13 protein-coding genes are annotated in these 14476 nt (G+C 59.8%); 3 read left to right on the top strand and 10 right to left on the bottom strand.

The genetic code is table 11. The annotated features are described in order from the left end of the window. Positions 1 to 5 precede the first annotated feature (5 nt). The 8 genes from hfq to HAD_RS12725 form a co-directional block, all read right to left on the bottom strand. The gene (gene hfq / locus HAD_RS12760) at positions 6 to 254 is read right to left on the bottom strand and encodes an RNA chaperone Hfq (RefSeq protein WP_035572380.1); all 249 of its coding nucleotides are present in this window, start codon (positions 252 to 254) and stop codon (positions 6 to 8) included. Between the two features lie 76 nt (positions 255 to 330). After that, positions 331 to 1737: a TrkH family potassium uptake protein gene (locus tag HAD_RS12755; RefSeq protein ID WP_035572379.1), complete on the bottom strand. Its 1407-nt coding sequence runs from the start codon at positions 1735 to 1737 to the stop codon at positions 331 to 333. 4 nt (positions 1738 to 1741) lie between these two features. After that, a complete protein-coding gene (gene trkA, locus HAD_RS12750) occupies positions 1742 to 3115 on the bottom strand; it encodes a Trk system potassium transporter TrkA (RefSeq protein WP_035572378.1) in 1374 nt (457 codons plus the stop codon). Positions 3116 to 3135: 20 nt separating this feature from the next. Further along, entirely contained in the window at positions 3136 to 4521 is a 1386-nt protein-coding gene (ntrX, locus tag HAD_RS12745; RefSeq protein WP_035572377.1) for a nitrogen assimilation response regulator NtrX, read from the bottom strand. After that, positions 4512 to 6815 carry a sensor histidine kinase NtrY-like gene (locus HAD_RS12740; protein WP_051596275.1) on the bottom strand — a complete coding sequence of 768 codons (2304 nt, stop codon included), beginning with the start codon at positions 6813 to 6815 and terminating at the stop codon, positions 4512 to 4514. Before HAD_RS12740 ends, ntrX begins: the two co-directional genes overlap by 10 nt. A gap of 103 nt (positions 6816 to 6918) precedes the next feature. After that, a complete protein-coding gene (locus HAD_RS12735) occupies positions 6919 to 8295 on the bottom strand; it encodes a sigma 54-interacting transcriptional regulator (protein WP_035572376.1) in 1377 nt (458 codons plus the stop codon). Then, a complete protein-coding gene (locus tag HAD_RS12730; RefSeq protein WP_035572375.1) occupies positions 8288 to 9358 on the bottom strand; it encodes a two-component system sensor histidine kinase NtrB in 1071 nt (356 codons plus the stop codon). The genes HAD_RS12735 and HAD_RS12730 overlap by 8 nt, the downstream gene beginning before the upstream one ends. 1 nt (position 9359) lies before the next feature. Then, complete coding sequence (locus HAD_RS12725; protein ID WP_277813280.1) at positions 9360 to 10310, bottom strand: tRNA dihydrouridine synthase; 951 nt, start codon at positions 10308 to 10310, stop codon at positions 9360 to 9362. 157 nt (positions 10311 to 10467) lie between these two features. Between HAD_RS12725 and HAD_RS12720 the strand changes: the two genes are divergently transcribed. The 3 genes from HAD_RS12720 (at position 10468) to HAD_RS12710 (ending at position 12961) form a co-directional block, all read left to right on the top strand. Then, positions 10468 to 11598, top strand: coding sequence for a bifunctional 2-C-methyl-D-erythritol 4-phosphate cytidylyltransferase/2-C-methyl-D-erythritol 2,4-cyclodiphosphate synthase (locus tag HAD_RS12720; protein ID WP_035572373.1), 1131 nt, complete (start codon positions 10468 to 10470; stop codon positions 11596 to 11598). A gap of 64 nt (positions 11599 to 11662) precedes the next feature. Then, on the top strand, positions 11663 to 12448 hold the full coding sequence (locus HAD_RS12715) for an enoyl-CoA hydratase/isomerase family protein (protein ID WP_035572372.1): 786 nt from the start codon (positions 11663 to 11665) through the stop codon (positions 12446 to 12448). A gap of 21 nt (positions 12449 to 12469) precedes the next feature. Continuing rightward, positions 12470 to 12961, top strand: coding sequence for a CinA family protein (locus tag HAD_RS12710; RefSeq protein WP_035572371.1), 492 nt, complete (start codon positions 12470 to 12472; stop codon positions 12959 to 12961). Here the strand turns inward: HAD_RS12710 and HAD_RS12705 are convergent. Both HAD_RS12705 and lipA read right to left on the bottom strand, forming a co-directional pair. Then, positions 12958 to 13431 (bottom strand): type II toxin-antitoxin system RatA family toxin, encoded by a 474-nt coding sequence (locus HAD_RS12705; protein ID WP_035572370.1) that lies wholly within the window; start codon positions 13429 to 13431, stop codon positions 12958 to 12960. The two genes, HAD_RS12710 and HAD_RS12705, sit on opposite strands and share 4 nt — an antisense overlap. 4 nt (positions 13432 to 13435) lie before the next feature. Next, a complete protein-coding gene (gene lipA, locus HAD_RS12700) occupies positions 13436 to 14419 on the bottom strand; it encodes a lipoyl synthase (RefSeq protein WP_035572369.1) in 984 nt (327 codons plus the stop codon). Positions 14420 to 14476: the final 57 nt, after the last annotated feature.

The raw sequence follows: 14476 nt of genomic DNA, 5'->3' as shown, positions 1-14476 counted from the left end.
AAGCTCTATTCCTTGTCAATCTCTTCGTCGAAGAGCTGTACAGGTGCGCTCGGGGCAATTGTGGAAATGGCGTGCTTGTAGACAAGCTGCGGTGGACGACCATCGCCACGCAGCAACACACAGAAATTGTCAAACCAAGTCACCACACCCTGCAGCTTCACGCCGTTCACAAGAAAAACCGTCAGCGGCGTGCGCGATTTGCGGACGGCGTTGAGGAAAGCATCCTGAAGGTTCTGTTTTTTATCAGCCGACATAGCAGGTTAGTCCTGTTGTTCTTGTTATGATCGCGGGCTAACTGGATTGAAGAGCTTTCGCAAGGGGCAACCCCATCTACCCCCGCCAGAAACTGATAGAAATTGCAGGAATGATCGCCAGAATCTCCAGTCTGCCCAGTAACATCGAGAAAATGGCTAAAACTGAGGCAGCCTGATCCAGCTGGGCAACGTGGCCCACGACAAGGCCACCGGAATTGGTCAGGCAACCAATCGCCAGCCGTATCGAGGATTCAAGAGGCAAACCGGTGAAGGCAAATCCAACCATGACCAGGAACACGGACAGAATGTAGGCGATCAGGTAAACCCAAACGCCAATCACGCTTCGCTCATCCATTTCCCTGTCACGGAACCGGAACCCCAGAACGGACCGGCGATACCCCAGCTGCCGGAACTCCAGTCCGGCTCGCCGGGAAAGAACGATCAGCCGGGCGATCTTCACCCCACCCGCGGCGGACAAGGCCGATCCGCCTATCAGCGCCGGCAGCACGAACACCGGCAAAGGCACATTGTCCCAGGTGTCAGCGCTGCCCAGCGGTAAACCGGAGGTCGCCAATGCTGAAATCGACCAGCCGAGTGATTCCAGAAAGCCCAGGCCAGACGCAATTGCCATTACCGTAAAAATGCCGACGAGCAGCATGAACACCCGTGTCTCCGGATCTGTCACGGCCTGCAGAAAGCGGCGCTCCCTCAGCGGGAGAGCCACGGCCAATCCCAATGCGCCGCCCACCAGGCCGATGGCCAGAATGACATCTGCGACCGCCCCGGCATTTGCGCGGCCATATGGCGCGGGATCCACCAGCCCGGTCGTCCAGACACTTACCGCATCGGAGAAAGCCCGCCCCGCCGATACGCCAGCCAGTTCCAGAGCAAGAACCGTTACCGTGATCGACACGACCATGATGAGAACGACTGAACGCGCAACTTTCGGAACCGCATCGAAGAAACTCGTCTCCGGCATCACGAACAGGACGCTGCGATGGATGCCGGGCCCTCCCAGGTTCAGTGCGGCCAACACACTGGCAGCCATGATGATTGAGGCCGCTCCACCCAAAAGGTGCAGGGTGCCCCGCCAAACGATCAGACTGGCCGGCCACAGATTGCCTTCCACCGCGATGACGGATTGGCCTGTGGTTGTCAGGCAGGCAGTCGCTTCATGGATTGCTTGCAGCAAGGACGCATTCTGAACTCCGACCACGAATGGAAGACACGCTGCCACGGGCGCCAGGAACCACCAAAGGAGCACAAGTCCGAGCGCGTCTGACGGACGGGCTTTCTGTTTCGGCCGGGGCGTCAGGAACAGAATGCTCGTGCTGATCACGCTGATCCCGAGCACCATGGCAAGGAAAGCAAAAACCTGCTCGTTTTCTCCATAGGCCAGCGCTGTCAGGATCGCAGGCAAGCTTGAGCCCGCGAGGATCAGCATCACGAGTGCCAGGATGCGGACAACGGATGCGTAGTTCATGCGCTTAGAAGAAGTCCGGACTGACGCGGAAGAATTTCTCCACTTTCCGGACCAGCTCCTCCTCGTAGAAAACGATCAGGCGGTCTTCAGTTCGAACAACGGTTTCCGGCCCGGCGATGATGACCTCGTCACCCCGTACAATCGCCGCTGCCGTTACACCGTCTGGCAGGTCGTCATAGCCTGTTGGTTTTCCGATCAGGGAGGAAGACTCGAGGGTGACACCCTCCGCGACTTCCGCCTGCCCGTCTTCAAGCGACTGCAGTCCCAGGATACGTCCACGGCGCATGCGCAACAGGATCTGCGAAACGGTCAGTGCACGAGGGTCGAGCACGGCGTCGACCCGCATGTCATGTGCCAGCCCGGCGAGCTCTGTTGCATTTACCAATGCCAGCGTACGTTTGGCCCCGGCGCGCTTGGCAAGATTGGAAATCAGCAGGTTTGTCTTGTCGTCATTGGTGATTGCGACAACGAAATCCGCTTTGGATGCGCCCGCTTCCGTAAGAATATCAGGATTGAGACCGTCTCCCTGAATCACGATGGAGCGCTTGACCCCTGCCACGGCCGTGTTGGCGCGCTCAGGATCGTTTTCAATCAATCGGATACGTTTGTTGCTTTCACGTTCGAGCGTCTGGGCGACATAAAGCCCGACATTCCCGCCGCCAACGATCACGATGTGATCGGATCGCTCGACATTCCGGTTAAAGATGGAGGTCAACCGTTCTGCGTGGGAATCCAGCACGGCAATATAGGCGCGATCCCCCGGCTTCAGCACGTCGCTGCCTTTCGGCGCGCGTACCGTATCCCCCGTCCCGATCCCGATGATGCGGGCAGACAGATCCGGGAACAGGCCACGGATCTGATCGACCGCTGTATCGAGCAGTGGATTATTTTCGGCAATTTCTAGACCGAGCAGGCGGACTTTCCCTCTCCCGAACGAAGCAGACATGATCGCCCCTGGGGTCCGCAGACGCTGAAGAATCGCTTCGCCAACCTCGACCTCGGGCGAGATCACCATGTCGATTGGCAGGCCTTCGCGGGAGAAAATATTCTTCCAGGCCGGGTCGATATAGGATTGATCTCGCACGCGGGCGATCTTGAACGGCACCGAAAAGAGCGTGTGGGCGATCTGGCAGATCACCATGTTGATTTCGTCGAAATGGGTCACTGCGATGATCATTTCGCAGTCTGCGGCACCCGCTCGCTTCAGCACATCCGGATGTGCCGCGTGCCCGGCATAGCCGCGCACATCCAGATCGGTCGAAACCTGGTCAACCAGGTCCGGATCCTCATCAATAATCGTGATATCGTGCTTTTCGCGAGCAAGACGCCGCGCGATGCCGTGTCCGACCCGGCCAGCCCCGCAGATAAGAACGCGCATTCCTCAGCCTTCCGCCGACATCAGCTGTCTTGCCGGCTCGTCCCGGACGCTACACCCAAAGCCTTTAATTTTCTATGGAGTGCAGAGCGCTCCATTCCAATGAATTCAGCCGTCCGGGAAATATTCCCGTTAAACCTTGTGATCTGCAATGCCAGATATTCACGCTCAAACTGTTCGCGCGCATCGCGAAGAGAGAGGCCGACCAGGTCCGCAGATCCCGCCTTGGCGGTCTGGACATTGCTGCCTACGTCGCGTGGCAGTTCGTCAACACTGACCGGACGACTTGAATCTGACGGCGACAGGATCAGGATACGCTCCACGACATTTCGCAGCTGCCGGATGTTCCCCGGCCATTCCATCGATTGCAGGACCGCCATGGCTTCCTGGGAAAACGTTCGCGGCGTCAGCCCGGATGAATCGGCGATCCGCGCGATGAAATAATCTACAAGATCTGCGATATCGTCCCTGCGTTCCGCAAGCGAAGGCACACGAAGCGGTACCACGTTCAGGCGATAGTAAAGGTCTTCGCGGAATCGGGATTCCTCGATCTCCTGCTTCAAATCCTTGGTTGTCGCGGACATCACACGCACATCCACGCTCACGTCAGACCGTCCCCCGACACGCTGGAAGCGCTGTTCGGTCAGCACCCGGAGGATCTTGCTCTGCGTTCCCGGGGGCATATCGGCGACTTCATCAAGAAGCAGGGTTCCAAGGTGAGCTTTCTCGAACAGGCCAATTCGGGTCGTCCGCCCCTGTGCGTCTTCCTCGCCAAATAGTGCGATCTCCATCTGGTCCGGCGCAATCGTCGCTGCGTTGACCACAATGAAGGGACCGTTTTCGCGCAAGGAGTTGCGATGGATAAGGCGAGCCGCAAGCTCTTTCCCGACACCCGCAGGGCCGGTGATCATGACACGGGAATTTGTTGGCGCAACTTTCTCAATGGATGCGCGAAGGTTGGCGGCGGCATTGCTATGGCCAATCCAGCGCTCATCATCCCCGGCCCGATTGCGCAGGGTGGCGTTTTCATACTTCAGCGCCGCAGACTCAATGGCCCGGTCGATGAGGTGCAACAGACGGTCCGTCTTGAACGGTTTCTCGATAAAATCATACGCCCCGCGACGGATGGCTGCGACCGCTGTTTCAATATTGCCGTGCCCGCTTATGACAATGACCGGCAACAGCGGATCAATCGACTTCAGGTATTTCAGAAGGGACAATCCATCCATTCCGCTGCCCTGCAGCCAGACATCGAGCACCACTAGCCGCGGCGTCCGTGTGCGGACCTCTTCAAGCGCCGCCTCTGCTGTTGCCGCAGTGCGCACGGAATAACCTTCGTCCCCCAGAACACCGGCAATCAGTTCCCGGATATCGGGTTCATCATCTACGACCAGAATATCTAACGCCATGGCGTCGGCTCCTCTACGCGGACAGTCTGTGGGGAATGTGGATTCACGCCGGCCATGTCATCATTGGCTGACGGTGTTGTTTCAGTTGCTGGCTCATGCGGCGGCAACCAGATACGCACACGCGCACCGCGCAGGCCATCGAGCCGGTTCTGCAGCGAAATGGAACCGCCGTGATCGGCGATAATCCGGTTCACAATTGCGAGACCAAGGCCTGTGCCCTTTTCCCGCGTGGTCACATAAGGCTCCAGCAAACGTTCCCGAACGTCCTCTGGAAAACCAGGCCCATTATCTTCAATGGTAACTTCAAGGCCATGGTCGTCACCGCTCAAGGCCATGCGGATCTGCCCCTGGACCTCCATGTCTTCCGGCATGCCTTCGATCGCTTCCGCAGCATTTTTCAGCAGATTGCCGATCGCCTGACCGATCAGCCGCTCATCGCCAGTATAAGTCGTGGCTGAGGCGCCGCTTTCGAATTCGAAGTCGATGTCCGGATTGACCACGCTTCGCGAGAAGCTGGCTTCCTGAAGCAGGTCTTTCATGTCGAATGGCGAAACACTTGGCTTCGGCATCCGGGCAAAGCTGGAAAACTCTTCAACCATCCGGCCGATGTCGCCCACCTGGCGGAGGATGGTATCAATGCATTTCTCAAACACACCGTCATGGTCGTCGATTTTGCTGGCGTAGCGGCGGCGCAGGCGCTCTGTCGACAGCATGATCGGTGTCAGCGGATTGCGGATTTCATGCGCGATACGGCGCGCGACATCACGCCAGGCCATTTGGCGTTGGGCATTGATCAGGCGGGTGGTGTCGTCAAAAGTCAAAACACATCCCCCTGCCGGGTCTGGTGCTGTCTTCAGACGAATATGCCGGGTCGATCCGTTCCGACTGATCTCGATGGAGGCATCCACAGGTGAATTCCGCTCCAATGTGTCGCGCACATAACGTTCGAATTCCGGCGCGACCACTTCCAGGGCCTCGCCGGATTGAACTTCTTCAATCCCGAGAAGGTCACCGGCAGACCGGTTGGCCAGCGTCACAGTCATGTCCGCCCCCATGCGGATCACTCCGGCGCTGACTTCTGCAAGCAGTGTTTCCACGAAACGGCGGCGATCTTCCTCTTCTTCACGTGCGCGGATCAGAGCATTTCGCTGTTCTGACAATTGCTCCGTCATCGCATTGAAGGACTGGCTGAGCGCATAAACCTCATCTTTCGGCCCACTGACCGGAACACGCACGGTCAAGTCGCCATCGCGCACCGTATGGGCCGCCGACGCCAGACGTCCGATGGGGCCGGTAACGCGTCCGGCTGCCTCAAGTCCCAACCGGCCGGCCAGCAGCAAGATCAAGGCAGTGATCTGCGCATAACCGATTGCGAAGATCGTTTGCAGCCGCCCGCTACGCTGTTTGGCATTGTTGTATTGCGCGAGCTGGTCTTCAGCGTCCCGCAACATGGCGAACAGGTTCCGGTCGAACGGTTTGGCGGCGTAGACATAGCCATCGACCGGTTCGGAAATCTTGATCAGGGCTGTACCAATGCCCTGAGGCTCGTAGAGCGTTGTCACTACTTCGCCATTGCGGGCTTCCTCAAATGCATCTGGCGGCGGACGCAAGCGCACCGGCGTTCCCGCGTTCTCTTCCGCGATGATCTCCTGGCCATCCGCGCTGACGATCGAAATCGTCACGAATTCACGATAGGCGAGCGTCTGCCGGAGACCTTCGGACAAAGCGGCAGATGCATTGGCAGCAAAATCATCCCCCTCAATCGCCTGCCCGCCATTTTCAGCGGCCATCTGGGTCTTCACATCCCTGGCAAAATTTTCGACATCGAGCGCCGCGAGTCGCACATCCACGTCGAATGAGGATTTGAAATTGTCGACATAGTCCTGGAAAATCTGCTTGTTCTTCTCCATCACCGCTTCGGCCGTATCGCCGAACCAGTTGTCGAGGCCGCGGGTTACCACGGCGCCAAGGAAAATGCCCACGACCATGGACGGCACCAGCGCCGAGAACCCGAACAGCATGACGAAACGTTGGGCCAGACGCCCCTCACCGGCTTCCCGCGAACGACTGCGGATAGCCAGGAATTCGCGGATCACAATGACCGCAAGGGCGATGATAAGAACCAGATTGAGGGCCAGCAGCCACGGCGTTGAGCCTGCGGTCGGATTGTCCGGGTTTACGCCCGCAATCGTGATAAAGGTCGCAAAAACCGCCACCAGCGCAGCAATGATGAAGAGCCCTTCAAAAAGGGCCCAACTCGCTTTCGGTGCATGCTGACTTAACGGGTTCGACAATCTACCGACTCTGCTCAGGCCCCCGCCCGTTGCCCTAAGATCACACAAACGTGCCCCTACAGCAACAGTGGTGCATTAGAGCCACAGTCCTGGCAGTCGTCAATTACTCTTCTGCAATGCCGAGTGCGTTGATCTTGGCCCGCAACGTGTTGCGATTCATGCCAAGAAGCTGCGCTGCCTTCACCTTGTTTCCGGCAGTCACGGACAGGGCGAGGCGGATCAGCGGCCGCTCTACCTGGTCGATAACCCGCGAATAAACAGAGCTTTCCTCATCTTCACGGCTGGAAATCAGGTCACCCATGATGTGCCGGTGCAGCAGGGTTTCGATATCCTTTTCAAAGCCGCCGCTCGCGCCTTTTTGCTCGCTCGCGCCAGCGCGCAATTCACGCTCCACGTCGCGTAGCGTGATCGTGTCATCCGGACTGAGCACGGCCAGGCGCAAGACGAGATTCTCGAGCTCCCGCACATTTCCGGGCCAGTCGTAGGCCATAATGAGGTCGATCGCCGACTTGTCGAAATTCTTGGCCGACAGCCCCTGACGCTGGGCCCGGATCAGGAAGGCCCGCGCGAGTTCCGGAATGTCTTCCTTGCGCAGCCGCAGCGGCGGCATGGCAAGACGCACGACATTGAGGCGGTAGTAGAGGTCTTCTCGGAAGACCCCCTCTTCCACCATCCGGCCCAGATTGCGCCGCGTGGAGGCAATCAGACGGGCGCCATTTGCGTCCCGCAGAAACTTCACAAGTTGCGTCTGCGCCTCGGCAGGCAGGTCACCGATTTCGTCGAGATAAAGGGTTCCGCCTGTCTGGTGCACCGCGCCGGGTTCGCCATTTGCGCCGAACAGCTGACGGTTGATCTCGGCCGCCGGCAGGGCAGCCAGATCCAGCGCGACAAACTTTCCGTCTTTTGCCGAACCAAGCTGGTGGATCGCGCGGGCAGCCAGTTCCTTCCCGGTACCGCTCTCCCCTTCGATCAGGACAGTCAGGTCCGTATTCATCACCTTGGCGATGATCCGGTAAACCTCCTGCATGGCATCGGAGCGGCCGATCAGCGGCAAGCCAGCGTCGCTGATTGCCTTCTGGGATTCCGGGTTGATGGCGCGAACAGATGTCTTCGGCGGCGCCTTCAGGGCACGCTGCACAAGGCTGGTCAGCGCGTCGATATCGAACGGCTTTGGCAGATAATCGAACGCACCGTGCTGGGCCGCATTGGCTGCTGTCAGGATCGTGTTCTGGCCACTCATAACGATGAAAGGCAACTCTGGACGCGACAGGCGCATCGACGGAAGCAGATCAAAAATCGACGCATCCCCAAGATAAACGTCGGTGACAACGACATCGCCTTCGCCGTTCCGCACCCAGCGCTCCAGCGCTTCCGGTGAGCTTGTGGCGCGGACTTCATAACCAGCTGCGACAAGCGTCTGGTTCACGATCAGCCGGATGCTGGCGTCGTCCTCTGCAAGAAGAACGGTCTTATCAGCCATTAAGGCCTCCTGTACGAATTGGCAGAAGAACAGTGAAACGGGTTGCACCCGGTTCGCTGTCCACCCGGATCTGGCCGCCATGGGCCGTGATAACTTCTTTTACGACCGACAGGCCCAGCCCGCGCGCGCCTGATTTGGAGCTCTGGAAAACATCAAAAATGCGAGACAACTTTTCTCGCGGAATACCCCGGCCATTGTCTTCAATCGTCACCAGCATTGCGCGCTGAAGCCCAACGCCGAACCGTGACCGCTTGAAGGCGAGACCGGTCGCATAGGCCGTTCGAATCGTGACTTGCCCACTACCGCCACCTTCCTGTGCAGCCTCAGCCGCGTTTCGGATGATGTTCTGGAAGGCCTGCTGCAGGTGGTCTTCATCACCCATGAGCTCCGGCAAGGAAGGATCGAAATCACGCTTGATTTCCACCTTCTCGCCAATCGCAACCCGTTCCGACGCAACGACGCGATCCAGCAGCGCATGGATATTGAACGCTTTCATCCGGGGCGCAGAGAACAGTTCGAACGCCGACAGCCGATTGACCAGCCGCTCTATCCGGCGTGCTTCGTCCCGGATAATTTCCAGAAGTTCCGCTTGTCCTTCGACCCCCTGGCGCTCCAGCAACTGGGCCGCACCGATAATTCCACCCAGTGGGTTTTTGACTTCGTGCCCGAGGATCCTGCCGAAGCCGGCCACCCCGGCTGAAGACTCGTTGCCTTCACGGACAGCCGTTTCGACAAGCGCAATGACGAACCCCTCATCGCCAGTCGTTCGCACCCAAACATCACAGACAAGTCCAGACGTGATCGATGGCCCCGTGATGGGCGTCCCCGGAGAGGCGATGTCGCCCACCTGGCGCTGCGCCCGGTCCAGCAATTCCCAGATAAGAGAGTCGTGATAGATCAGCTCACTGAGGGGTTTTCCCGTAAGCGATCTGCGCGAAAGCTGAAACAGCGATTCCGCTTCGGGATTTCCATCCACGATACGCCGTCGGTCGTCTATGACGAGCAGGGCAACAGGAGAAAGATCCGCAAGGGAACGAGCGTCCAGCAAAGTATCCACCGGCATTTCAGGCGGCCTCCACGAGGTCGGGTTGCAAATAAACTTGCCGCAGGGCGGCGATGAGTTCCTGCCAGTCAGAGATCTGACAGAGTTTTGAGCGCAGGCTCCGGCGCGCAGCCGGGGCGGTGCGAAGGTCAAGCGCATCGATGGCGGCAGACACGTGCTTTCGAACCGTCAACACACCCAGTTTCGGGCCGTAGAGCGACACCGAATCCTCAATCTGCTCGCAAAGAGACAGAAGTTTTTCCGTACGGGCCGGCGCGCGCCAGTCAGCCTTCCCCAAGGCGGCTGCGATCTCACCGACGAGCCAGGGTTGGCCCATGGCGGCCCGTCCCACCATCACGCCATGCGCGCCGGACTGCTCCAGAGCGCGCTTGGCATCATCGGCAGAACCTATATCGCCATTGACGATCACCGGCAGGCTGACCGCCTCAACCGTGTCTCTCACGGCCGTCCAATCGGCTGAGCCCTTGTAGAATTGGCAGCGGGTGCGGCCATGCACCGTCAGCATCCGGATACCTTTGGATTCCGCAATCGCGCCCAGTTCGGGGGCATTCAGCAGCGTATCGTCCCAGCCGAGACGCATCTTCAGGGTCACCGGACGTCCGCCAGCGCCCGCAATGGCGGCATCCATGATCTCGCTGGCCAGAGGCACATCGCGCATCAGGGCCGAACCTGACTGACCACCCGTCACCTGACGAGAAGGGCACCCCATATTGATATCGATAATATCCACGCCGCTCTCAGCGAGCAGTTCGGCACCCCGGCACATGTCTTCCGGCCTCCGGGCGGCCAGCTGGACGATCCAGTTCCCGTCCCCTTCATGGCGGCAGGTGCGTCGCACAACATCCGGGCGTTGCGCCGACAGCATCTCTCCGGCAACCATCTCCGAAACCACGGCAGGCGCGCCAAAATATACGGCTTGCCGCCGCATAGGGGCATCCGTGGCGCCTGACATGGGCGCTAACCAGACCTTGGGTGCCTCGAAACTAACCATTTGTTCATTCTTGCACCTTTTTGAGACTTCGCAAGTGCACAAAACATAAGCAGATGCACGACGCTGCGTAAGCTGAAACAGCATGGCATAGATGCAACAGGTGCCTTAGAAGGCGCTCATGACCGGATTCGCTGCAATTATCGTCGCTGGCGGCAGAGGGGCCCGCACAGGCCTGGAGAGCCCGAAGCAATGGGAAATCCTGCTCGGAAGGCGGGTCATCGACTGGTCTGTCGACCTGTTTCTGTCCCATCCGGACCTTCTGGAACTTGTGGTCGTTGTGGACGATCTGACCGCGGCCACCAGCTTTCCGTCTAAGACTAAAGTCGTATGTGGCGGCGACTCCAGAACCGCTTCTGTTCGCGCCGGAATTGCGGCCCTGACGACCGCAGATAGCACGCCTGTCCTGATCCACGATGCTGCCCGTCCCGGCGTGAGTCTCTCCATGATCGATACGCTTGTATCAGCGCTGACAGAGCATGACGCGGCCGCACCGGCCCTGCCCGTATCCGATGCCCTGAAATCGCAAGCCTCTGGCCACCTCTCGACGGTCCCACGCGAAGGGCTTTTTCGGGTCCAGACACCGCAGGCTTTCCGGCTCTCGACAATTCGCGCCGCGCTCGAGACGTCAGACTCCTACGTCGATGACCTTGAGGCGGTCGAAGCCGCAGGCGCACGGACGACGCTGGTGCCGGGCGACGCCCGGCTTCACAAGATCACTTACGCAGAGGATTTCGACTTGTTGGCCAGACTACTCTCCCCCGCCCTGTCCGTTCCGCGTGTCGGCAAGGGATTTGATGTTCACGCCTTCGAACCCGGTGACCATGTCACCCTGTGCGGCGTAAAGATTCCACACACCGCGAAACTGAAGGGGCACTCCGATGCCGATGCGGCGTGGCACGCGCTGACCGACGCGATCCTTGGCGCCGCTGCGCTGGGTGACATCGGCGATCATTTCCCGCCATCCGACCCACAATGGCGCAATGCTGACAGCGGCATTTTCCTGAAGCATGCTCAGGCCCTGGCAGAACAGGCCGGCTTCACCCTGGCCAACTGTGATATCACCGTGGTCTGCGAAGCCCCGAAGGTGAAGCCGCACCGGGAAACGATGCGGGTTCGCACGGCAGAATTACTCGGACTGCCCTTGGATGCCGTAAGCGTGAAAGCGACCACGACGGAGCGCCTTGGCTTTACCGGCCGGCAGGAAGGCATCGCAGCGGAAGCCGTGGCCGTCCTCGCGCCGAAAGCCTGACGCCGCGTCCCCTCTTGCAAATCGCCGCGCCCGTGCTCCCCTTTGCAAAAAAGGGAGAACGCTCATGTCCGGTGGTTTGAAGATCGAACAGGACGGCCACGTTACAATTCTGACGCTCGACCGGCCGCAAGCCATGAATGCGCTCGATTATCCGACCTATATGGCGCTTGAAGATGCCGTCCGAAGCGCAGATGCGCGCGCCATTGTCATCACCGGCGCGGGGGATCGTGCTTTCTGCTCAGGCGACGACGTCAAACAGATCCTGTCCAAGGGCGCGCCGTCCACGCCGGAAATGGCCGAACGCGCAAAGAAAACAGGCGGCCTGACCCCTGCTGCCGACGCCCTTCTCCATACGGATATTCCGGTCATCGCTGCTGTAAACGGGTTTGCGCTCGGCTGGGGCGCAGAACTCGCCATCATGGCCGACATCCGCGTCTTCTCGGAGAAAGCGCGGTTCGGCGAAATATTCGTTACGCGGGGGCTGACCTGCGATGCCCCCGGTTTTGGGCGTCTCGTTCAGCTGGTTGGACGTGAAAGGGCATGCGAGCTCCTCTTCACGGGAGACATCGTCGACGCCGACACGGCGAAAGAGATCGGGCTGACCTCACGCGTCGTGCCGCATGAAGACCTGATGCCCACCGCGCTCAGTCTTGCCCACAAGATATCCTCCAACCCGCCGCTGGCGGTTCAGGCGATCAAGAAGGGCCTGCGCGAAACAGTCGATCCGCCATGGCGCGACGTTGGCAAAATGGCGATCACCGAGATCCGCCGCCTGATGCAGACGGCAGATGCAAAAGAAAGCGCAGCCGCCTTCATTGAAAAGCGCAATCCCGTCTTCACCGGGCGGTGATGTAGGCATAACGTGACCGACATGTTTCCAGACCGACTCCGCAATCTCGCCATGCTGATCCTCGACGATGCTGAACAGGCGCGTCTGCGGATCTGCACAGCAGAAAGCTGCACGGGCGGCCTCGTCGCTGCCCTGTTCACCGACATCGCTGGCTCGTCGACCGTATTCGACCGCGGCTTTGTCACCTATTCGAACCGGGCAAAGGAAGAGATGCTCGGCGTGCCGGGAGATGCGCTTGCAGATTACGGCGCAGTCTCTGAACCGGTCGCCCGGATGATGGCCGAGGGCGCGCTTGAAGCCAGCCGCGCCAACATTGCTGTGGCGATCACAGGTGTCGCCGGCCCCGGTGGCGGCACGCGCATGAAACCCGTCGGCACGGTGCACGTCGCATGTGCCCGCGAGAACCGGGCCGTGGTGCATGAGATGCTGCAGGTAGGCGAGATCGGCCGGACCGAAGTCCGCATGGCGGCCGTCGAGTGTGCGCTGAAACTGATACAGTTCCAGATGAACTAGGTGTCCGTTACGGGCGTTGACGGCGCCGCGTATCGGCGGCGCCCTTCTTCCAGGAAAGCATCCAGGATTTTCGTGACCGCCAGGTCGTGATTGGCCGCGGCCAACATACCAATGAACGGATTCTTGAAGTCATAGTCGATGTCCAGCCGCACATCCGTGCCCCGCTCCTGCGGGGTGATCTTCCACTCGGCCCGCAAGCGGCGGAACGGCCCCTTCACCAGCGACGCAATCACGTGACCGGCAGATGGGGTCTTCGTGACCCGTGTTGAGAACCGCTCGGTAAAACCCTTGAACCCGATCACCGCTTCTCCAAGGCAGGAGGAGGCACCGTCGCCAAGGACTGCCTCCTCCGAGACGCGCATCGCCGTGATCCATTTGATGAAGTCAGGATAGCGCCGGATGTCCGACACAAGGTCAAAGCACTGCTCTGGAGTATAGGGCAGCCGGACCGATTTGGAGAAACGCGCCATGCGCTCAGGCGGACTTGCCAGAAACCCGGGACGCGTTCAGCGCCTCACGCGCGGCGCGCAGCCGGGCAAAGTCTTCGCCTGCATGGTGCGACGACCGTGTCAGCGGCGTCGCTGACACCATCAGGAAACCTTTGGCCCGCGCAATCTCTTCATACGACCGGAACTCGTCCGGCGTGACAAACCGGTCGATCGGCGCGTGCTTGCGGGTCGGCTGCAGGTACTGGCCGATCGTCAGGAAGTCGACGCCGGCGGACCGCATGTCGTCCATTACCTGCATCACTTCTTCTTTCGTCTCGCCAAGGCCGACCATGAGGCCGGATTTGGTGAATTGGTTCGGGTCGCGATCCTTCACCTTCTGCAACAGGCGCAGCGAGTGGAAATACCGCGCGCCGGGGCGGATCGACAGGTAAAGACGCGGCACCGTTTCGAGGTTGTGATTGAACACATCCGGCTTCGCGTCGATCACACGGGTTTCCCAGCCATCCTTGCGCAGGAAGTCAGGTGTCAGAATCTCGATTGTGGTGCCGGGCGATGCGGCGCGGATGGACTCGATCGTGTTCACGAAATGCATCGCGCCACCGTCGACCAGGTCATCGCGGTCAACGGACGTGATTACCACGTGCTGGAGGCCCATTTCGGCAACTGCTTCGGCCACACGGCGCGGTTCGTCCTCGTCCACACCGGCCGGCGGCTTGCCGGTCGAGACGTTGCAGAAACTGCAAGCGCGGGTGCAGACCTCGCCCAGAATCATCATCGTGGCGTGTTTCTTGTCCCAGCACTCCCCGATATTCGGGCAGCTGGCCTCTTCGCACACCGTCACGAGGCCCTTGGATTTCACGATCTCCCGCGTTTCGGAATAGCCTTTGGACCCCGGCGCCTTGACGCGGATCCAGTCCGGCTTGCGCTGTACCGGGCTATCCGGACGCGCCTGTTTCTCCGGGTGGCGCAGACGGGGCGTTTCGCCCTTGAGATCAATCAGGTTTGCCATCGCCGGAACATGGCCTCACCCGCGCCCGAACTCAAGTGAGAGACACTGCAATCTGCT

This window comes from Hyphomonas adhaerens MHS-3 (genome assembly GCF_000685235.1).
In the GTDB taxonomy this organism is placed as follows: domain Bacteria; phylum Pseudomonadota; class Alphaproteobacteria; order Caulobacterales; family Hyphomonadaceae; genus Hyphomonas; species Hyphomonas adhaerens.
Note: the sequence above shows the minus strand (reverse complement) of the source record. Positions and strands in the feature narration are given on the sequence as shown.

Bases quoted from the DNA above. Each gene is read 5' to 3' on its own strand.
- hfq (WP_035572380.1), bottom strand. From the start codon at position 254: ATGTCGGCTGATAAAAAACAGAACCTTCAGGATGCTTTCCTCAACGCC.
- HAD_RS12755 (WP_035572379.1), bottom strand. From the start codon at position 1,737: ATGAACTACGCATCCGTTGTCCGCATCCTGGCACTCGTGATGCTGATC.
- trkA (WP_035572378.1), bottom strand. From the start codon at position 3,115: ATGCGCGTTCTTATCTGCGGGGCTGGCCGGGTCGGACACGGCATCGCG.
- ntrX (WP_035572377.1), bottom strand. From the start codon at position 4,521: ATGGCGTTAGATATTCTGGTCGTAGATGATGAACCCGATATCCGGGAA.
- HAD_RS12735 (WP_035572376.1), bottom strand. From the start codon at position 8,295: ATGGCTGATAAGACCGTTCTTCTTGCAGAGGACGACGCCAGCATCCGG.
- HAD_RS12730 (WP_035572375.1), bottom strand. From the start codon at position 9,358: ATGCCGGTGGATACTTTGCTGGACGCTCGTTCCCTTGCGGATCTTTCT.
- HAD_RS12725 (WP_277813280.1), bottom strand. From the start codon at position 10,310: ATGTCAGGCGCCACGGATGCCCCTATGCGGCGGCAAGCCGTATATTTT.
- HAD_RS12720 (WP_035572373.1), top strand. From the start codon at position 10,468: ATGACCGGATTCGCTGCAATTATCGTCGCTGGCGGCAGAGGGGCCCGC.
- HAD_RS12715 (WP_035572372.1), top strand. From the start codon at position 11,663: ATGTCCGGTGGTTTGAAGATCGAACAGGACGGCCACGTTACAATTCTG.
- HAD_RS12710 (WP_035572371.1), top strand. From the start codon at position 12,470: ATGTTTCCAGACCGACTCCGCAATCTCGCCATGCTGATCCTCGACGAT.
- HAD_RS12705 (WP_035572370.1), bottom strand. From the start codon at position 13,431: ATGGCGCGTTTCTCCAAATCGGTCCGGCTGCCCTATACTCCAGAGCAG.
- lipA (WP_035572369.1), bottom strand. From the start codon at position 14,419: ATGGCAAACCTGATTGATCTCAAGGGCGAAACGCCCCGTCTGCGCCAC.